The sequence below is a fragment of the Streptomyces sp. NPDC101776 genome, from assembly GCF_044766845.1.
GTDB lineage: Bacteria > Actinomycetota > Actinomycetes > Streptomycetales > Streptomycetaceae > Streptomyces.
Genome location: NZ_JBIWMV010000039.1, coordinates 14030 through 32617 on the forward strand (window position 1 = coordinate 14030; position 18588 = coordinate 32617).

At 66.9% G+C, this 18588-nt stretch carries 16 protein-coding genes and 4 pseudogenes; 5 read left to right on the top strand and 15 right to left on the bottom strand.

Translation table 11 applies throughout. The annotated features are described in order from the left end of the window. Window positions 1–31: 31 nt before the first annotated feature. Together ACIRRY_RS50090 and ACIRRY_RS50095 are read right to left on the bottom strand one after the other, a co-directional pair. Complete coding sequence (locus tag ACIRRY_RS50090; RefSeq protein ID WP_403987299.1) at window positions 32–226, bottom strand: hypothetical protein; 195 nt, start codon at window positions 224–226, stop codon at window positions 32–34. Beyond that, window positions 223–773 (bottom strand): annotated as a pseudogene (locus ACIRRY_RS50095) (transposase); the annotation flags it as partial. The gene ACIRRY_RS50090 and the pseudogene ACIRRY_RS50095, both read right to left, overlap by 4 nt. Before the next feature lie 260 nt (window positions 774–1033). Between ACIRRY_RS50095 and ACIRRY_RS50100 the strand changes: the two are divergent. Continuing rightward, window positions 1034–1396 (top strand): annotated as a pseudogene (locus ACIRRY_RS50100) (transposase); the annotation flags it as partial. 630 nt (window positions 1397–2026) lie between these two features. Here ACIRRY_RS50100 and ACIRRY_RS50105 read toward each other — a convergent pair. The 4 genes from ACIRRY_RS50105 to ACIRRY_RS50120 all read right to left on the bottom strand — a co-directional run bounded on the left by ACIRRY_RS50105 (window position 2027) and on the right by ACIRRY_RS50120 (window position 6173). Continuing rightward, the gene (locus ACIRRY_RS50105; RefSeq protein ID WP_403987301.1) at window positions 2027–2968 is read right to left on the bottom strand and encodes a hypothetical protein; all 942 of its coding nucleotides are present in this window, start codon (window positions 2966–2968) and stop codon (window positions 2027–2029) included. A gap of 630 nt (window positions 2969–3598) precedes the next feature. After that, window positions 3599–4696: an IS3 family transposase gene (locus ACIRRY_RS50110; RefSeq protein ID WP_403987303.1), complete on the bottom strand. Its 1098-nt coding sequence runs from the start codon at window positions 4694–4696 to the stop codon at window positions 3599–3601. Continuing rightward, complete coding sequence (locus ACIRRY_RS50115; protein ID WP_403987306.1) at window positions 4693–5103, bottom strand: transposase; 411 nt, start codon at window positions 5101–5103, stop codon at window positions 4693–4695. Before ACIRRY_RS50115 ends, ACIRRY_RS50110 begins: the two co-directional genes overlap by 4 nt. Before the next feature lie 122 nt (window positions 5104–5225). After that, window positions 5226–6173, bottom strand: coding sequence for an MBL fold metallo-hydrolase (locus ACIRRY_RS50120; RefSeq protein WP_403987308.1), 948 nt, complete (start codon window positions 6171–6173; stop codon window positions 5226–5228). Between the two features lie 137 nt (window positions 6174–6310). Between ACIRRY_RS50120 and ACIRRY_RS50125 the strand changes: the two genes are divergently transcribed. Continuing rightward, on the top strand, window positions 6311–6922 hold the full coding sequence (locus ACIRRY_RS50125; protein WP_403987311.1) for a TetR/AcrR family transcriptional regulator: 612 nt from the start codon (window positions 6311–6313) through the stop codon (window positions 6920–6922). 164 nt (window positions 6923–7086) lie between these two features. On the opposite strand, the gene ACIRRY_RS50130 is transcribed toward ACIRRY_RS50125, so the two are convergent. Further along, window positions 7087–7926 (bottom strand): helix-turn-helix domain-containing protein, encoded by an 840-nt coding sequence (locus ACIRRY_RS50130; protein ID WP_403987314.1) that lies wholly within the window; start codon window positions 7924–7926, stop codon window positions 7087–7089. A 71-nt stretch (window positions 7927–7997) separates the two neighbouring features. Here ACIRRY_RS50130 and ACIRRY_RS50135 point away from each other — a divergent pair, with 71 nt between their 5' ends. Continuing rightward, complete coding sequence (locus ACIRRY_RS50135; protein ID WP_403987317.1) at window positions 7998–8810, top strand: phytanoyl-CoA dioxygenase family protein; 813 nt, start codon at window positions 7998–8000, stop codon at window positions 8808–8810. Window positions 8811–8812: 2 nt separating this feature from the next. Next, window positions 8813–9088, top strand: a complete 276-nt coding sequence (locus ACIRRY_RS50140) for a hypothetical protein (RefSeq protein WP_403987369.1) — start codon at window positions 8813–8815, stop codon at window positions 9086–9088. A gap of 220 nt (window positions 9089–9308) precedes the next feature. On the opposite strand, the gene ACIRRY_RS50145 is transcribed toward ACIRRY_RS50140, so the two are convergent. The 7 genes and pseudogenes from ACIRRY_RS50145 to ACIRRY_RS50175 all read right to left on the bottom strand — a co-directional run bounded on the left by ACIRRY_RS50145 (window position 9309) and on the right by ACIRRY_RS50175 (window position 13981). Further along, window positions 9309–9521, bottom strand: a complete 213-nt coding sequence (locus ACIRRY_RS50145; RefSeq protein ID WP_403987372.1) for a cellulose binding domain-containing protein — start codon at window positions 9519–9521, stop codon at window positions 9309–9311. A 9-nt stretch (window positions 9522–9530) separates the two neighbouring features. Continuing rightward, window positions 9531–9926 carry a hypothetical protein gene (locus ACIRRY_RS50150; protein WP_403987378.1) on the bottom strand — a complete coding sequence of 132 codons (396 nt, stop codon included), beginning with the start codon at window positions 9924–9926 and terminating at the stop codon, window positions 9531–9533. Between the two features lie 118 nt (window positions 9927–10044). Then, window positions 10045–10890 (bottom strand): annotated as a pseudogene (locus ACIRRY_RS50155) (acetyl-CoA carboxylase biotin carboxylase subunit family protein); the annotation flags it as partial. Between the two features lie 154 nt (window positions 10891–11044). Then, window positions 11045–11260: pseudogene (locus ACIRRY_RS50160) on the bottom strand (IS110 family transposase); the annotation flags it as partial. An 898-nt stretch (window positions 11261–12158) separates the two neighbouring features. Further along, window positions 12159–12689 carry a hypothetical protein gene (locus tag ACIRRY_RS50165; protein ID WP_403987320.1) on the bottom strand — a complete coding sequence of 177 codons (531 nt, stop codon included), beginning with the start codon at window positions 12687–12689 and terminating at the stop codon, window positions 12159–12161. Further along, window positions 12676–13110 carry a hypothetical protein gene (locus ACIRRY_RS50170; protein WP_403987323.1) on the bottom strand — a complete coding sequence of 145 codons (435 nt, stop codon included), beginning with the start codon at window positions 13108–13110 and terminating at the stop codon, window positions 12676–12678. Before ACIRRY_RS50170 ends, ACIRRY_RS50165 begins: the two co-directional genes overlap by 14 nt. Before the next feature lie 169 nt (window positions 13111–13279). After that, a complete protein-coding gene (locus ACIRRY_RS50175; RefSeq protein ID WP_403987326.1) occupies window positions 13280–13981 on the bottom strand; it encodes a hypothetical protein in 702 nt (233 codons plus the stop codon). 923 nt (window positions 13982–14904) lie between these two features. On the opposite strand from ACIRRY_RS50175, the gene ACIRRY_RS50180 reads away from it, so the two are divergent. Further along, the gene (locus ACIRRY_RS50180) at window positions 14905–15333 is read left to right on the top strand and encodes a hypothetical protein (protein ID WP_403987330.1); all 429 of its coding nucleotides are present in this window, start codon (window positions 14905–14907) and stop codon (window positions 15331–15333) included. A gap of 177 nt (window positions 15334–15510) precedes the next feature. On the opposite strand, the gene ACIRRY_RS50185 is transcribed toward ACIRRY_RS50180, so the two are convergent. Beyond that, window positions 15511–18012, bottom strand: a complete 2502-nt coding sequence (locus ACIRRY_RS50185; RefSeq protein ID WP_403987333.1) for a tetratricopeptide repeat protein — start codon at window positions 18010–18012, stop codon at window positions 15511–15513. Window positions 18013–18588 lie beyond the last annotated feature (576 nt).

Here is an 18588-nt window from a genome sequence, read left to right on the forward strand (position 1 = left end):
CCGGCATCAGGACGGGTGAGTTCAGAGGACGTTAAGTCCGTTTCTCGTATTGGCCGCGTCCGGGCTGGGTGAGGATGCCTTGGCGGACGAGTTGTCCGAGGCGGGAGCGGGTGACGTTCACCGTGGCCTCGTCGGTGGGCAGGCCGAGCAGTTCGTGGAGCTCGCGGGCGCGAAATGACTGTTCGTGGTGCTCGTGGAGGAGTTCGAGGAGGTCGGTGACGTTCACGCGGCTACCTCGAAGTCGTTCCGCCAGGCGGGGGCGGGGATGGTGAGACGGCGGAGCATGCCGGCGGTGGAGGCCCAGTAGACGCGGGAGGCGGAGTTGTCGGGCCGGTGGTCGTATTCGCGGGCGAGGCGGCGGTGCAGCATGAGGGTGCCGTTGACCTGTTCGACCCGCCACCGGATGGGCTGTGGCACGAAGCCTCTGCCCTGGTCGTCGGGGTTGCGTCGGACCGCTTCGACGGTGATGTCGTTCACGACGCCGTGGATGATCACGGCGTCCTTGAATCCCTGGTCGACCAGGGCCTTCTCCAGGCGCATCCCGCACCGTTCGGCCGCCTGGTCGAGCAGGGCGATGCCTGCCTCGTTGTCGTGCGCACTGGCCGGCAGGACGACCACGCCGATGATCAGGCCCAGCACGTCTACGGCGAGTTCCCGCTTCCTGCCGGCGTTTTCTTGTTCGCGTCCAGTCCCGTCGTCGCCTTCGGCACCCCGGCCGCCGCGCGGACGGACTGGGTGTCGATGATCACCAGGGACGGGTCCTCTACTGACCTTTTCGAATTGGTTTCGGGTGGTCTGCAGTGAGGGCCAGTCCGGTCTCGGCGAGGCAGTTGTCGATGAGCTCGGGATGGCGCTGAAGCTGGGCGAGTCCTTGGCGGAGGGTGCTGGTGAGGTGGTCAGCAGGGCTTCGGCGTAGTCGCAGGATGTCCGGTTCGCGATGAAGTGTCAGTTCGGTGGGTTCCGGGAACGTGACAGGCGCGGGCTTCCAAGATCATGGAGTTCTACGCCCCGTAACCTGTGTGGAAGACTGTGCCTGTCGATGCATCACCGCCGACGGGCACGCTACGAGGACCGCATCCGAGGCGCCCGCGACACCGGTCTGCGCAATCTGCCCCTGCACGACGCGGCTCAGAACCGGATCTTGCTGGAGATCGTCTCGCTCACACTCGACCTCCTCGTCGGGATGTCGATGCTCGCCCTGACCGGCAAGACCCGCCGCTGGGAACCCAAACGGCTTCGCCTGCGGCTGTTCTCCGCAGCCGCTCAGCTGGTGCACACCGGCCGCCGCCACTGGCTGCGCTTCACGGCCCGATGGCCCTGGACTGACGTCATCGCTCACGCGATCGCCAGGCTCCACATCCTCGCTAAACGGACTGCGCGCAGCGCGGTCAAGTAGTTAGACATATGTTCCAGGTGCCGAAGAGCGATACGCATCTCATGCCTGGGAAGGGGCAGCAGCACATGTTGTCCACGCTGCAGAATCCTTCGCCCGGACCACAGCAGTGTGTGCCGTCCGGGCATGTTGTGCCGCCGCATCTGTCGCCGCAACAGGTGCTGCCAGCTGGGCAACATCCGTTACCGCAGCATGTGCTGCCCGGTGCGCAACAGGTGCCATTGCAGCAGGCGCTGCCCGGTGGACAAGTGGTTCCGCAACCACCGCAGTGGTTTGGATCGCTGCTCGTGTCAACACATGTCGTGCCGCACAGCCGCTCGCCGGGTGCGCACGTGGGGTTGCAGCCAGGGCCTCCACACTTCATGTCATATTGATCGCAATCGCCTTCAGGCCCGCGTCGTGTCCAACAGGTCTTGGAACAGCCGGTCGGTGAGGTCTCGTCCGGCAGACATAGGCCACAGCTGCCGCAAGGATGCCCCGCGAGCGACGTGGTCTGAGTAGTCCGGCCGGCAGCGACGTTCAATGCCGGCCATGGGCCGGTCGCCGCCGTCGAGTAAGAGAAGTGTGGCATTTGCACAGCTGCGCCCGCTTGAGCCCAGCCGGGAAGCACAGTTAGCATTACCGCTCCACTTGTCAGTAAACGCGCTCGATTCCGGCGAGGAGAAAGGGAAACGAGGGCTCGGTGACGTCATCCAACACTTGCAGCCGCTCGGTGATGTGTGTATGTGGATCGCGGAAAGTAGCGCGTACCGCCACGACCATTCGATCGGTGGAATGGGTGTGGTGGGCGTCGATGGCCATCAGAAGCTTGCCGTCACGTCGCTGTTGCCACACCATACGGTGAAATGCAGGATATTCAACCGCGATGTGATTGCAGGCGATATCCTCGGGTGAAAGACCGCGGTTTCCCGCTCGGCGTGTCAGCCGTAAGAATACGTCATGAACCACCGATTCGAAACCGCCCCGATCGCCACGGTCGTTTTCCGTGCCTGGTTGCTCATCAACGGACTGCTCGCCTTCGGGCATGGCTGCGGCAAGCTCCGCGAGCGTAAACGCCAGTACCCGATCAGCCTGCACGACGGGCAACCCAGGAGTGACGTGCTGCCCGTCGCTGGGGAACGGGACTGTCTTACCCACGACGACATGCACCACATCACCGACCGCTGGCGGCAGCACCTCAGCCAGTCGCGCCACCTCGGCGTCGTTCTGCGGTATCACGGTGAAGGCTTCCAGCCCACCGGTGGAGAAGTTCCAGCACAGATAACGACCGAGATAGGCGGTGTCCGGGTTACGCAGAACGCTCTGCAGCAACTCGGCATCAACTCGATCGCCATAGTGCGGTCGTCCCGTCAGTTGAGCGAACCCTGCAGCGACACCGATCGTGGGGATCTGCGGGCTTAGCACGCCTACCGCATACACGGCGCTACTCGGTGTGCTAGGCACCGGATTCGTCCCGCCGCAGGTCTGGCAGTCGGCAGACCCGGACAGGTCCGCGATGCTCCGGCCGATCACGGCGGTACTACTGCCCAGCGGATCTTTTTTATCGCCATTGTCATGAACTATTTCATCAACCACACTTCCTCCTTTACGGACCAATCATCGGACCCTTCACTGACGCGGCTCGATCCGCATCCAGTGATCCAATCGGGCTGCACGTTGCTCGCATGCGGCACAGGGTTTCAGGCCGATTGCTCGGGTCATACGCTTTACCATCTGGCCCGCACCTACCGGGGTGTGCACGATAAAGTGCGGAAGACTAAGGCGGTGCCGAGTGTCGAAATCCTCGCCAATTACCCCGTTCGCGCCGTCAGCCTCATTTTCGGTTCCTTCTCCCCATACCATGCCTTCCACTATGGGCGATGCCGCAGGCCTAGCGCTAGTAGGGGAGGCCAAGCTTTCGAATGGATCATGCTATCCGGGCGTGAGAGGTTGGACGCATGCTGAGCTATACGGTGATCTTCGCTCCGATTGTTATTGCTGTGCTACTCGTTCGTGCGATCATTAGGGCCGCGCGGTACGACGGACAGCCAAGTTCATCGTAGATTCGCAGACATCCTGATGGTCATCAATTCTGTTGGTTGTGGATATCGTTTTGGCGGGCGAGTCCCAGGGCTTCGGCGTAGTCGTGTGGCAGGGCTGATGCGTTCTCATGTTGTGGACAGCAGCGGCGGGACCTGTCAACGTGATCAAGGCAGGTAGTTCGATCTATTGCTGTGCCGGGATCGTTTGATCGTCGTGTCGGAGGTCGACCGGCTTGTTGATCCAGGCAGCCTCGGGCAGTTTCGGGGGCTCGGGTGGTCTGCGGACGAACCGTTCGGGGTGTTGTTGGTAGACGCTCGCGAGGACGTCGGCGCGCATCTCCCGGAGCTGGTCAGCGAGACCGAAGTGCACGTCGAAGGGGGCGTGCATCGCTATCCCGGAGTGTCGGTGGGTGAGGTTGTACCAGTCGAAGAAGCCGGTGCACCAGGTGCGGGCGTCCTCGATGCAGCCGAACCGGTCGGGGAAATCGTGCCGGTATTTTAGGGTTTTGTACTGACTTTCCGAGTACGGGTTGTCATTCGACGTCTTCGGTCTCGAATGAGACTTGGTGACGCCCATATTGCTGAGCATCTGCGCGACGTTGTGGGCGATCATCGGCGATCCCCGGTCGGAGTGGATCGTCAACTGCCCCTGTTCAACGGGGTACTTGGAGATAGTGGAGGACAGAAACTGCTCGGCGAGCTCCTTGTTCTCGGATGCAGCGATCATCCAGCCGACGGTGTAGCGGCTGTAGATATCAATGATCGTGTAGAGGCAGAAATAGCTGCCCGGATACGGGCCCTTCAACTTCGTGATGTCCCACGACCACACCCGGTTCGGCGCGGTCGCGATCAACTCGGGCTTCTTGCGCGGCGGATGGACGGCCTGGCGCCGACGCTCACGGACCTCGCCGTGCCGGCGCAGGATCCGGTACATCGTCGACTCCGAACACAGATAGGTGCCCCGGTCCAGCAGGACCGCGTAGATCTCGGCCGGTGCCATGTCGACGAACTCCCCCGACCGCAACACCGCCCGTACCTCCGCTTCCTCGGCCTCGCTCAGGGCCCGCGGATCGCGCTTGCGCTCCCGCGTCGGCTTCACCGGCGGCGGGGACTTGCGGTGGTGGCGGTACCAGGTCGCCCGGCTCAGGCCGAGCGCCGCGCACGCCTTGACCCGGCCGACCAGGTGGGACAGCTTGTCCAGGGCAGCCGCGCGGGCCGCCTCGAAGACCGACTCGCCCTGGTCGCCGGGCACCTCAGCCGCCGCCGCTTCCACCGGGGTCACTTGTTCTCGCCGTTGTTCGTCGTGGCGCTGTCCGTGGCGAACTGGTCGAGCAGCGCGGAGAGTTTTGACTGCACCTCGATGACGGTGCGGGCCTTGCCCAACTCGGCTTGCAGCTTGGCGTTTTCGGCCTCGAGCCGGGCGATCTCCTTGTCCCGCGGATCGGCCTTCGGCCGGCCCGTCGGCGCGGCCAGCGCCGCCTTCGCGCCCTTGTCCCGCTGCTGGCGCCAGGTTGTGATCAGTGACGAGTACAGGCCCTCGCGCCGCAGCAATGCGCCCTTGGCCTGCTTGTCGAGCCCCTCATACTCGGCCAGGATCCTCGCCTTGTACGCCGCCGAGTACCGGCGATGACCAGCCGAGCGGGGTGTCACCTGCGGATCCGGGGTCCCGTGGTCGTTGGTGCTGGCCACCAGGCACTTCTCCTTCTCCACCCTCGACTCAATGAATCATCCAGTATGGCTGACTCGACCTACGTTGCCAGAGAGGGCTTCTCCTGGGTGGGATTCTCCTGCGACGGCAGGAGCGTGGCGGCTCAGAGCGAGATCTGCGGGCAGAGTTCGGCCATGCAGCCGAACAGTTGTGGGCCGTCCAGCGGCGGAAGACCGGGGTCGAGCTCGCGATAGACCGTGTGGACGTTCACGGCGAGTCGTTCGTGCTCGGCGAGACTCGCGAACCGGCCGAGGTTGATGTCGTGAGCCGCCTCCTGCGGTGTCATTCCGCGGGCGTGGCGGATGCTCGCCTGGTCGTGCACGTACTCCAGGTAGGCGCGGGTCGCATGCAGCATGGTTTGGGTGGTCACCGGCCCGTGGCCGGGGACGATGGTCTCGACGCCGAGGCCGAAGATCAGCTCGCAGGCGGCGATCCAGTTGTCGAAAGGCCCGTGCCAGACGACCGGTGTCGCTCCGGCGAAGACGATGTCCCCGGTGTAGACGACCCGGGCGTCCGGCACGTGCACGATGGTGTCTCCCGCAGTGTGCGCGGGGCCCACGTCGATGAGCCGGACGCAGACGCCGCCGATGTCGAGAGTGAGGTCTCCGGTGAAGGTCCGGCCGGGGAGAGCGGGGCGGATGCCCGTGAAGTCGAAGCGGCCGAAGATCTGCCGGGCGAACTGCCCGGCTGGTGTGCCCGCGGACAGGAGGCGGGTCATGTCCCGCGGCTGAACCGCCCGCATATCGGCGAGTGACGCCTGCGCGGCGATGATCTCGGCGTCGCCGACGAGTTGGTTGCCGAACCAGTGGTCGCCGTTGCCGTGGGTGTTGACCACTGTCGACACCGGGGCGCGTGCCGTCACGGGGGCGAACCCGTCGAGCATGCGGCGGGTGAGGCGGAGATCGTAGAGCGTGTCGATCAGCAGGGATTCGCCGCGGCCGGAGACGAGTCCCGCGTTGCTCATCCTCCAGCCGCCGGGTTGCTGCCACACATGGCAGCCGTGCCGCAGGCGTAGGTACTGGGCGGGCGAAGAGCTGATGTCGGAAGCCACACTGCCTCCTTCTGCGAGCGCACAGCGAATGTGCGACTTGAATTCAAAGTTATACTGGAGTCCATGTATGGTCTGGAATCTAGTGAGCGACCCGTCCGAGGGTCAAGGCCTGTGCGGAGCGTGATATCTCTGAAGTCATGACGAACTCGGACGTGGACTCCGCGGGCCTTGGGCGCAGGGAACGGAAGCGGAGGCAGGTCCGTGACCAGCTCTACGTCGCTGCCATCGATCTGTTTGCCGCGCAGGGCTACGAGGCGACGACGATGGACCACATCGCGGAGCGTGCCGACGTGGCGCGGGCCACGGTGTTCAACTACTTCGCGCAGAAGACGGGTTTCCTGGAGGAGTGGGGGGCGCGGCGGCGGGCGAAGGTGCTGGGGATCCTCAGGCAGGAGCACGCCGAAGAACTGACGGTGGGGGAGCGGCTGAGGCGCTATGTCGGCGAACTGGCCTGCCTCAACATCGAGTCACGGGCCGAGACCGCCGTTCTGATCGAGGCGTCCGCGCGGTTCGGGCAGCTGCTCCGCGACCCCATGCCCGAGAAGGAGCTCGCCGACATCATCGACGAAGGGATCCGCCGGGGTGAAGTGCGCACGACCGTGGATCCAGGTGAGGCCGGATCACTGATCGCGGCCGGCTACTTCGCGGCCCTCATGCGCTGGACGGGGGAGGAGCCCGAGCCGTTCGATCTTCGGCAGAGACTGGAACGGATGCTGGACATCGTGCTGGAGGGCATCCTGCTCCGATGACGTGCCACCGGGGATGCCGGCCCGGACAAGAAGGCTGTCAATCCGCTCGTGGCGTGGAGACGATCTATGCGGGCCAGTCCCTCGGTGAGGGGATCCCGGGCGCCGCAGGGCTCGCGTGCGACGGCCCAGGAAAACGAGGCGGATCCGCCGGGCGGCCGTGGCCGTCAGGGTCTCGGCTCTGGTGCAGCGACCGCCGGACCGGCCCCACCACGGGGGGCCGTTGTCCGCGCTGAGGCAGTGGCGCCTGTGCCGCGCAGAACGCGTGGCGCGGCGCCCAGTTCGCGGCGGCAGGCTTTGTTGAAGCCCTGGAGGTCGGGGATTCCGACCGAGGCGGCGATCGCGGGGATGGACAGCGTGGAGGCGCGCAGAAGGTGGTGCGCGCGCTCCATCCTGCGGCCACGGATGTGGGCGACGACGGTGGTCCCGGTCTCGCTCCGGAAGAGCCTGGTCAGGTGGTTGTGGGACACACCGACGACGCGAGCGATGTCGGGCACCACCAGTGGGGCGGCCAGGTGCGCCTCAATATAGGCGATCGCATCCTCCACCGCCGGGTGCCGGTCCCGGTGCGGGGCCGGTCCCAGCTGCGAGATGCGCCACAGAGCCGTCCACAACTCGGCACGGGTGTGATCGGGTTCCCTCGGAGCCACGGCGATTCCCTGTGACAGTAGGCCGGTCAGCACAGGGAATTCGGGGCCGGCGTCCTGTACGACGGCGACCTTGCGCGCCGGTCCGACGACCTCGATGCGCAGGTGGGCGTAGAGATGCTCGGAGCGGCCCTGGTAGCGGTAGCGGACCGTCGCGCCCGGCGGGACCAGGCTCACGCGGCCGGGTCTGACGAGGTGCGACGTGCCCTCGACCGTCAGCTCCGCCTCGTACCGGTAGAGATGCAGCTGCCACAGCTGCGGGAGCCTGAAGACATCCGTCCGTGAGGCGACTCCGTGTACCCCTACTCCGATGTTGACCACGACGGGCGGTTGGCCGAGATGGATCTCGGTATCGTGCATGGTGAGAAATTACCAGTAGTGGTGAGCGGTGCCAACGCCGTGATGGCGGGCCCGGTCCTACGTTGGGATCCATGACCGAAACGAAGCTCCTGAGTTCCGTGCAGATGGCGCACTTCGTCGCGCACGGCTCATTGCGGCTGGACGCCGTGGTGCCGCCCGACCTGAACGCCGTGGGTATCGAGACACTGCGCGAGGGCATCCCCGGTGTCCCTTACGGCAGTGCCGTGCCGGACGCCTACCCGGAGGGGTCCTTCGCCCGCCGCCTGCTGGAGATACCCGATGTGGCAGGGGCGTTGTACAGCCTCGTCGGACCGGACCCCGGTGTCGATCACCATGCCGTGCACATCAGGGAACCGCGCGAGGGCCACGCCCAGCCGCTGCACGGCGACGCGATCATCGACGTACGCACCGACGCGTTCGACGTGCAGTTGATGTACTACCCGCAGGACGTCACGCTCGACATGGGCGGGACGCTCAGTGTGCCGGGCAGTCATCTGCGCCGCACGAACGAGTCGGACACCGGCCGTTACCAGAACCTTCTGGGGCAGAGCCGACTGGTGTGCCCCGCCGGCACGGTGGTGATTCTGCACCATGGTCTGTGGCACGGGGGACGGCGCAACGACAGCGATGCCGTCCGCTACATGTTCAAGATCCGTTTCAATCCCACCGTGCGTCAGCTCCGGCTGTGGGACACGTCCGACCTGACGGATCCCCGCGTGCACGCGGAACTGTCGACGACGTTTCCGTGGTTCGAACACGCCACCGGGCGGCTGGAGATCTACAACCGCGTTCTGCTGTGGCGCTCGCTCACCGGGGACGACTCCTTCGATCTCGACCACTGGGTGTCCCGCGTCTCCAACCGCCCCGAGAGGAAAGCCGCATGAGCGTGCGTCAGCAGGTTCTGGTGCTCTACCTGGCCACTTCGGCGCTGGACTCGGACGTCGTGGGCTGGTCCGTGTACGACGGCACGGGTCGCACGGCACCCACGACAGGTGACAGCGACAAACCCCCCTACACGTCGGGCGTCCACGCTCTGGAGGACGGCTGGCGACTGTTCCAGGCGGCTCAGCTCATCCCGCCGTATCCGGGGCACGAGTACGACGTCTCGTTCCTCAAGCACGAGTTCTTCTTCGAGAAACTCACCGACGAGTGCGTCGCCTGAGCCCCTGGGTCCGGGGTGACCAGGCGACGGGGCCTGCCGGAGGGCAGAGACCTGTGGCTGCGGACCGCGGTGGACGCGTCGGGACGGTCGAGCTTCGAGCTTCGGCTGAGCCTCTCGGTAGGCGTGGCAGGCGTGGTGGTGTCCTTCGCTGACGACCGGAACACCCGCTTGTGCAGTCGGGCACATGCGAGGCGTTCCGGCCGTCGGAGGTCCAGGGAGTTCAGCTCGGCGTGCAGGAGAGCGACGGCACGCTGAGGGCACCGGTCGCGCCGGCCTGGAACCCGAAGGCGGTTACTGCGTAGGCGGCCAGGGAACCGTTATACGACAGGTTGCCGGCTGTCACGGCGGAGCCGTTCTGAACGACGGTCGCGTTCCAGCCCGTGGTCACCTGCTGACTGCCCGGCCAGGCCCAGTGGATCGTCCAGCCGGTGATGCCGGACGGTCAGGCGGTCACAGTCACGGTCGCCGTGAAGCCGGTGCTCCACTGGCTGTCGACGCGCATGGTGGCCGTGCAGGTTCGCGTGGTCGGTGTTCCCGCGTACTGCGCGGCGACGTTCGCCAGGTCCGTTCCCGTACCCCGCATGTAGGCCTGGTTGACCCAGGAGGTGAAGGCGGCCCGGGTGGGGGTCGACGAGGTGCCCGACCACTGCTCCTCCTTGTCCTGGTCGAAGTAGACGACGAGTTTCAGGTCGGGGTAGCGCCCGGATTGAAGGTCGGTGGACATGGCGTTGATCCACTGGGCCTTGTTCCCGCCGTCCTCGCTGGATCCGATCTCGCCGATCATCACCGGACGGTTCGGCGCGATGGCGCGGGCCTTGGCGTAGGCGTTCGCGAACATCGAGTCGAAGGTTGTCCAGTGGTTGCCCGTGGGATCCCAGGAGGGTCCCTGGCCCGATGCGAGCCGTGAGGTGGTTGGCGACCAGGTCCAGGCGTTTCGCGCACTCTGCGGCCGTGGAACCGGTGACGACCCAGTGGGCAAGGCGGTCGTCGATGCTGGCGTGCGGTGGCGCGGCAACCTGCGTACCGACGTCGCGCGTGAGGACAAGCCGTTCCAGCCACAGCTGGTCGCGTACAGAACCGAGCACGTCGAGCTGTTGGATGTGGCCAGCGTGCTGGGGGTAGAGGAAGCCGATCGCGGCGGCCTCCGCGCGGGTCGGGGCCAGGTCGGGCTTCTCGCCGGCGGCGAGGGCTGCCAGTGCCTGGGGCAGGTTGACGCCGGTCGCGCGCTCGACAAGAAGCGGGATGAGGTCTCCCGCGGGCCGGCCGTTGACCTCGATCACCCGCGGACCGGTAGCTGTCAGCCGCAGTTCGACGTGCATCACACCCCAGGTGACTCCGAGAGCCTTTGCTGCCGCGGCCACCACATCGGCGAGGGCGGGGTCGGTGAGCAGTGGGTCCCCTGCATCGACTATGTGGGCGATCTCCTGGAATTGCGGTTCGGGGCCGAGGGTCTTGCGGGTGACCGCCACGATCTGCACCTGCTCGGGGCCGAGGACAACGGTCTCCGCACTGATTTCGGGTCCTCGTAGGTACTCCTCGACCAGGACGCCGGGCACGGACCAGTCCTCCAGGCCCAGGACGCTGTCGACCAAGGCCCGGTGGAACGCCGCGCGTACATCCCCGTCGCTGTCGGCCCGCAGGACCCCCGCGCTTCCTGCCCGGCCTCGCGGCTTGACGACGACGGGGTAACCCAGCCCGCGACCGATCTCCACCGCCCCCTCGGCGTTCTGCGCAAGATAGGAGCGCGCCGAGGGAACATAGTGCTCGGACAGGAGGCGCCTCGTGATGGCTTTGTTGTGCAAGACTCACTGTCAGTTCGAGGCTACCCATCGCGACGCGAGGGGGTACCGGTCCGTGGAACGATCGGTGCACTCGATTCGACCCCGTAAGTACCGCCAGAGCGTTTCAGTGCTCTGACCAGGGAAGATGGGGTGCAGTAGAGGCTACTGGCCTTTATCGCCAGTAGTCGGAGGTAGCCTCGATCACGACCAGGGTGACTCCGGCGGCGAGCAGGTGCTCGCGCAGGGCGAGCACCGCGTTCGTCGTCGATCCCCAGGTCGTTGTCCCGGTGGTGAACGACTCCCGTCGTTTGGTGTTCGGGGTGCGGACGCACGCCTTGGCGTCCTTCTTGCTGATGTCCAGACCCGCGCAGCGTTCGTGCAGCACGTCCATGGTCCCGCTCCCTCCCGGACGGACGGCCGAGCAGTACGCCGTTCCGGGAGGACCAAGGTGAATCAGGAATTCTGACACACATGCTCGCAGCAACACTCCATGGTTCCCGTGGACGGCCCTCGGCACCATGCTGACCTGCGAGCTCACCGGCATCACAGAGCTATCGGTTTCGGCTGGAACGAACATCTCCAGCGTCCCGGACCGGCATCAATCCCGTCAGGGCAGACAGAAGCACCCCTGGCGCGCGCTACGAGATTTACCACGCCCCCGGCGCGCACCGAAGGTGCGCTGGATCGCTGACCTGCATGGACGCGGGTGGGCGTGCTGTCCCAGTGGTGTTCTGCCCGGCTCTGCCGGAGCAGGAGCGTGCACTGAGGCCGTCCGGAGGCCGGGGGTACCGGTGGAGCGCCACGGAGGACTCCCCGACGAGTCGTCCAACTATGGCACAGGGCGGTTCAGGTGAGTGCCGACTGGGGTCGCAGCTCCATGAGGAGTGGGTCTGGCGAGGGTCCCGAGGAGCTCAGGAAACTGTCCCAACAGAAAACGTCCCTGAGGACGCTCGACCTCTCTTGTAACGCCTGAGTTCGATTCGGTCGGTGCGCCGTTGAGGCGCTCGATGTTCAGGGCGATGCCATGGAGCGTGACAGCAGTTCTGCATGACGGTGCCGTAGGGATCTGCACGGCGGTTCCGACCGATGCAGGATGCTGAGTCTGTAGCCTGGCCCCGCACCGCCGTCACCGACTTCGAGAGGGAAGCCCCGGTACTCCGCCAGACAGCTTCCGGGCCCCGAAGGCTGCCGTGCGTGATCCACCCGGGCAGGAGCCGCTACCAGCTCGCGGACCCGACTCCGGATCGTCGCCCTCATGAATCGAATTGCGGACCAAGGAAACGGCACTCTCACCCGTTGAAGTTGGTCCGGCTGCGCCGCAGTTCCTCGGCAGCCTCGTTCTGCCGGCGCTTGTCGGTGCCTTCGTCGACCGCGGCGGAGAAACCAGGTGTGTGTGAGGCGAAGTGGTTGTATGCCTCCGGGCCGAAGATGGCGTAGGCGGCCGCCGCCTCACCGGGAGCGTACGGCTCGGTCCGCTTCGCCGGGTCCAGATGCGTGTGACGTGCCCGTGCCTGACGGACCGCCTGATCGCCGCGCTCCGTCAGCACGGGCAGCCGCAGCGCGGCGGGCTCTCCGTCCAGCATGGTGAGTCCCCAGGCGACCACCACCATCGCGATCGCCGTCCACATCGCCACTATCGCGTACCGCCAGTGCAGGAAGAGGAACATCATCAGCGCGGCGAGCGGCAGGGTCAGTGCGGCAACCGTCCAGCACCACACCGGGCGAGGCGCCTTGAAGTCGATGAACGCTCCTCTGCCCCGTAAGTACCCCTCCGCGAGCAGGCTTTGGGCTATCGGGTACGTGACGCTATGCGGGGCCACGGAAGCGGGGTTCCGGTAGCTCGCGAGGGACGAGATCTTCCGCTCCGTGTCCGAGGCGTCGGGCGCGGGTGTCCGAGGCGTCGGGCGCGGGTGTCCGATGGGCGGCCGAGTGCCGCAGGGTCGCCTTCCCGTCGTACGTCGTGCCCGGCTCCAGGACCCCGCGTGCCACCATGTCGATGATCACTGTCCAGAACGCGCGATGGGTGTCGCCGTCCCCCTGGAGGAGGACGGCGACACCGGCGATCCCCAGCCGGAGGTCGTCGTCCGGTACGGCGTCGGCGGGATCCGGTTTCGCAGCCTCGTAGCGGGCCAGCGCCTCCGCGACGGCCTTGGTCCTGACCCTGTTGTCGCGCGCCATGGCTCCCGCCACGAGGGCCGCATAGCCCAGGACGTAACCGGCCCACGCAAACCAAGCGATCATCCCGACAGTCTCAAGCACATGACCGGGGAGCGGCAAGAGACAGGCACCGCGCCTCGTTTGCGGCCCGGGCGGTGGGCGACACGGTCCGGGGCGTCGGCCACTGGAACTGCGGCCGACGGTCTGCGCCGACAGCCATGCCCGCCTGCCGGTATGACGGCAAGTACCCGCTTCAGGCTCGGTTCCAGATGTGCGAGACCCGTACGTCATGCAGCGTGCGCAGTCGCCGCAGTTCCCACCGGGCGAGCAGCATCAGGCTTACCGGGCCCGTGAGTTGGACCAGCAGGCGCACCGCGAGGGGGACCCGGTCGTACGTGGGGTCCACGAAGGCGAGCGGGAGGGTCATGGGCAGGATCGGCACGAGGGACACAAGCGTCGGCAGAGCGTCATTGACGTCGGCGGTGCGGCATCCGTTGGAGAGGAGCAGAAGTCCGCCGGACCCGCAGAAGAGCAGGAGCCACAGTGCGCAGGCGGCGCTCAGGGGTGAGGTCGGTGGCCAGTGGGAGCCGGTGTTCCGGAACAGCACGACGGCGGCTTCGACCAGGACGAAGGCAAGGAAGGCGCCGCGCCACCGGGACGTCGCCGCCCGTCTGCGTCCCCTGGGTGCCATGGAGACAGCTGCGAGGGCCAACAGGAAGAGCAGTTCGAGGATGAGGAGGCCGAGGGAGAAACTCTCGTACAGCTGTCCGGGTATCTCGCGCAGGGGAACTAGGCGGAGGGCCAGCCAGACGCAGACGGTCAGCGTGATCGCCAGCACCGTGCGCCAGAAACGGACTCGCTCGATCAGGGGGTCGACGACCCGGCCTGGACGGGTCGGTGTGCACAGCCGGTGGGCGGCGATCACCGGAATGAGCCAGCCGAGCCACCACCGCACCCCGCGCCCTGCTGGCGGGACTGGCCCGAACAGGGTCGGCGGTGCCGTCGGTGCGACGCTTGGCCGCCCTGTGCCCTGAGACATCACATCGACCTCGCTGTCGCACCGACGGAATCCACGATCATGGCGGTTAGCAGGCCTGCGCGTCGGCGGAACCAGTGGTTCCGATCCGGGACAACGTCACGACCACCCGGCGAGACGCCCGACAGGCGGTCCTGCGGCGGGCCCAGCAACTCCGCGGCCGCGTAGTCGGAGAGATGCCACTCGCGGTGACGGGAGAAGCCGTGACCGACCAGCGCGCCGAGCATGATCCGGTGTACCTGGGGCTGGTAGCCGGGCCCGCTCGGACGGTTCCTGCTCCTGTGCGGCGGCAGGCGGCAGCACCCGTGTCCGGCATACCTGGCGATGGCGGTGATCCGAGTCCAGCAGGGCGAGTGCCGGCAGCCGCTCGGTCTCCTCGGAGGACCATCCGCAGGTGTGCTGAGTCGGAGCCGCCTTCGGACAGATGTTCTTCGTCCCGTGGGGATCGGTGAGCAACGCCAGGCCCAGCCGTCGGCGGTCACGGGTTCGAGAGCGGCGGCAGAACGGTGGCTGTGGCTCCGGCGGACGGGGTTCCGGGGTGCCTTCAAGAAGACACTGAGCGGAACACCCGAGTCGAGCGACGGGACAATCCCGAAGCCGCGCCGACGGGCCCGGGCCGCGGCTCTGCGCAGGGCCGCGGGCAGCGGTCGCACCACCGTACCCGGTCGCCTCCGACAGGGAAGACGATCCCCCCGCCCACCAATGCCGCATTCGCCCCAGCCCCACACCGGATCCATCCCCAACTCGCCCCTCCCTAGAACCAATTGCGGCGGCAGGCAGACGGGTTGACGGCACAATGGTCGTGTGCGGCACGTTGACGTCACACTTGCCGGGAGGCTCCGATGAGCTGGTCGATGTTCGTTTTCCGTGATCACTGGGCAGACGCCCACGACCGGCAGCAAGCGGCGTTCATGGCCTTCAGCACGTTGTACGCCGAGGCCGCCCCGGCCTACCGGGAGACCGAGTGGCTACGGCACTGGCAGTCTTCCTGGCCGGAGACCGCCGACACCCAGGCGAACGGGCTCAGTGACCTGAACCCCGAGGAACATCTCACCGACGACGAACGCGTCGCATGGTTCAGGGAGTTCCTTCGCGACTACCGGTTGTGGGTGGCATCCACCGCGGACACGATCCGCCTGCTCACTGGGTACGAGCCGGACAACCTCGTCGCCTTCGCGATGACGATGGAGGCAGTGATCACCGGGGACGTCAGCCATCCGAACGTCCGGAGAAGGGGTTCCGAGATACGCGCCAAAGGGGCAACGGGATGATCTTGAAGCCCTGATCCGCTCGGATTTATGTGCCGCGCCGCGCGACGCGGTTGGAGGCGGCACTCAAGAACGGCGGCAACACCCTTACGACGAAGGGGAAACCGCGCACGGCCATTGACCGGGTGGGAGGCGCCTAACGGGCGGCCCGCAGCGCGGAGCGACGCCCTCGTCGTACGGTCAGTCGACGCGGTCGGCTTCCTGGTGGCGTCCCTGGTCGCGGAGCAGGCCTGTCAGAGTGTCGCGGCTGGCGGCGGTGTCGGGGTGCGCAGTGCCCAGGACGCGGGTGCGGCTCTCCAGTGCGATGCGCGCCTGGGTCTCCGCTTCCTCGAACAGGTCCATTTCCCCGAGCGAAACGGCGAGATTGGCATGGCTGCGGAGCGTCTCGGGGTGGTCGGGGCCCTGTAGCCGGCTTCGGGCCTCGAGTACGTGGCGGTGTTCGGCTACTGCCTCTTCGAAGCGGCCCATGCCGGACAGCGCGACGGCCCGGTTGTTGCGGCTGGACAGGGTGAGCGTGTGGTCGGGACCCAGCAGGCGTGAGCGGAACTCCAGCACTGCGGCGTGCTCCGCCTCCGCCTCCTCGTAACGTCCCAGTCTGCGCAGCAGAATGCCCAGGTCGCTGCGGCTTTCAAGGTTGTCGGCGTCGTCGAGTCCCAGGGCTCGAGTCTGGATGTCGAGTGCGGCGCGCGCCTGCGTCTCCGCCTCCTCCAGCCTCCCCAGGCTGACGAGTACATCGGCGTGCTGACTGCGGGCGGCGTTGGTGCTCGGATGCTCGGGGCCCCAGGCGCGGGCGTAGCCCTCAAGCGCTACGCGGAGTTCGGCCTCGGCCTCTTCGTATCGGCCCATGGCTTCGAGGGCCGAGCCGAGGTTGCGACGGCTGATCAAGATGCCGGTTTGGTCGGCGCCCAGCACCCTGATACGGGCCTCCAGCGTGGCGCGGCCCTCCGTCTTGGCCTCTTCGTACCGGCCCTGCAGGTGCAGGACGGTCGCCAGGTTGCTGCGGGTCGTGAGGGTGTTGACGTGGTCCGGGCCCAAGACCCGGGTGAAGGCCTCCAGAGCGGCGCGCCCTTCGGCCTCGGCCTGTGCGTAGTCGCCCCGGTGTTGTAGCGCGCTGGCCAGGATCGAGCGGCTGGCCAGGGTATCGGGGTGCTCGGGGCCCAGAATCCGGGTGCGTACCTCCAGTACGGCACGGGCCTCGGCCTCGGCCTCCTCGATGCGGCCGAGCTCGCCGAGCATTACTATCCGGTTGCTGCGGCTGGTCAGGGTCTCGGGGTGCTCGGGGCCAAGGCTGGCGCCGTTCATCGTGTGGGCGTTCTCGAAGGCTCGTGCGGCAAGTTCGTAGTGGCCGTAGGCATAGGCGATGGCGCCGATCTGGCTGGCCTCGGTGGCGTCGCCCACAGCGAGTGCACTGACGAGGGTCTGCTCGGGAACACGGTTGTCGGGCGTCGTGTCCCGCTGGGCGACGTCGACCAGGTAGTCGAAGACCTCCACGGCCGTCGGCCCGTTGTTCGGATCGGCGCACGGCCTGATGAGCGCGGTCGTGGCGCGTCGCGGCAGGATGGCCCAGACCCAGGCCTCTTCGAGGGACTCCAGGCCGAGCCTATGACTGCCGTGCCGAGCCAGGTAGTCATCGTGCAGGGACTCCAGCAGACTGCGCGGCAGCGGCCGGGTGAGTCCGGCGCGGCGGACGTCGACCGCGGCCGCGATCAGGGCAGCGGCCCGTGGGTGTCCAGCCTCCCAGGCGTTCTCCCAGTCGTTGAGGAGTTCGGGGCCTGCGGCCAGGTACTCGGCGAGGCCGTACTCGTCGGCATGGTCGAGTGCATCGGCGATCCGCTGGTCCCAGGAGCGGGTCAGGGCGCGTTCGCGCTCTGCGGCCGTCAGTTGGCGCCGGAGCCGCAGTTGCGTGGCCTGCTCCAGGACTTGTCGGGTCTCCGCCTCGTCCGCGGCGTCGGGATGGGCGATGTCGGTGTAGCGGGCCATCTCGGCCGAGCGGATCGTGGCGAGCACGACCCGGTGGTGGCCGCCCCCGCCGGTCAGCCGGGCGGCACTGGTGCGCGTCAGTCCGTCGGGTCCGAGGAAGCGTTCCGCGTTGTCGAGCCACAGCACACAGCGGGGCAGCATCGCGGCCCGTTCGATGGCGTCGGGCAGGACGGACTTGCTGCGTGGGGCGATGACAGTGTGGTCGGGGAGTGCGGCCCGCATCGCTTCGTACGCGGCCCGGGACTTCCCGGCCGTCGACTCCCCGATCAACAGAACGAAACCGCCGCCGGCCAACAGCTCGACCAGCCGTTCATGGATGTCCCGCGGCACATAGGGCGGGACGCGGTGGTTGCTCCCGGCCGTATCTGCAGGCCCAGCCGCGGTGCCCTGGGGATTTGCGTGCCGAGCGGGGTGCACGCCCAGGTGCACCGGGTCCGTAACATCCCGGACTCTGCGCAGAAGGGAGTCCTTGGCCAGCGCGAGACCGCTGTCCTCGCCCCGTTCCCGGGCGCGCCGGTAACTGTCCGCGAGGCCCGGCGCGAACACTCCGCCCACCGCGGCCACTGCGACGCCAGTGCCCAGCAGCCACCACAGGCGGACCCCAGCTGCGGCGAGCACTGCAGGTACCGCGACCGCGAGAGCGGCGGTGATCGCCGCCGCCACCATGCGCGGCGGTGTCCAGGTACGGCCCGACCAGATCATGACGCCCCCCGATCCGTATTATCCAGCGGCATCTGCATCGACTGCTAGGCCGAGCTCCGGTTCTGCGAAGGTGATGGACTCGTCGCGGACGCGCGCGGCCTCAGCGGCGAGGGAGTCGTGGAGCGTTGGCAGGGCACCAGGTCGTCCAAGTAGCACCGAGAACGAGATCGACCGAGCCTCTGCATACCTGGAGCACCACGGACTGATCAAAAGCGGCGGCATATTCGATCAGATGGCCGGCCCGGTCCTGGTAGAGATCACTCCGGCCGGTGAGGACTGCGTGGAAAGCTACAGCGGTGACGTCGGCGGATACGTCCACCGCAGGGAAAACGGTGCCGTCACCGACCACATCGCTACGAACAACGGCAACATCGCGGCCAACAGCACGCCGAGATCACGGGTACGGAACTGCACCAGGCACTCTCCTACCTGGCAGAGCACGACCTCATCGAAGCCATTAACACCGACCCCGCCACGGTCGCTATCACACCCCGGGGCGCCAGCTGCGCCCTGGCAGGAGGAAGCCTGCAAGACCATATCAACCAGGCGAAAACTGGTGACAACATCACTTTCCAC